Source organism: Gilliamella sp. Pas-s25, from assembly GCF_009795885.1.
Taxonomy (GTDB): domain Bacteria; phylum Pseudomonadota; class Gammaproteobacteria; order Enterobacterales; family Orbaceae; genus Gilliamella.
Map to the genome: position 1 here is coordinate 1 of NZ_WTEV01000087.1, position 455 is coordinate 455.

Annotated in this window: 2 pseudogenes; both read right to left on the minus strand. The window is 31.2% G+C overall.

The features are described from left to right. Positions 1 to 200: pseudogene (locus tag GQ593_RS14370) on the minus strand (hypothetical protein); the annotation flags it as partial. Positions 201 to 202: 2 nt separating this feature from the next. Then, positions 203 to 455, minus strand: a pseudogene (locus GQ593_RS14375) (RHS repeat domain-containing protein); the annotation flags it as partial.

The following is a 455-nucleotide window of genomic DNA, read 5'->3' on the forward strand; positions in this document are numbered from 1 at the left end:
TGTAGATTTATTTTACGTTTTAATCCCTTTAGAGAAATATTAACTTGTTTAAAATCACTACAGGTCTTCCTTATTATCGGCTTAACATAACTAGCCTCTGTAATAGGAGTATTTAATGCCGAAAATAGTGTTTCAGCAAACTCTAACGCAATATTTTGTGAAATATTTTCTGTATTATATAAAACAATGCCACTGTACATAGCTAATTTCCTTCTTTTATACCTTTAATTAATAAATCTAACCGATGTTTTATATCCCTCGCATTATATGGATGCTTAAATGAAGAAATAGCATCCTCTCTATAAATCCCTAATATCCTCATAGCCTCTTCATTTCGGGTAAGTAAATAATCAAAATTTGTCATATCAGATTTAGAGGCTATCTCTATCGCATGCACTTTCCCATTTTTATCAATAGCCATAACATCAGGTCTGCGTGTAGATTTACTTTCACCT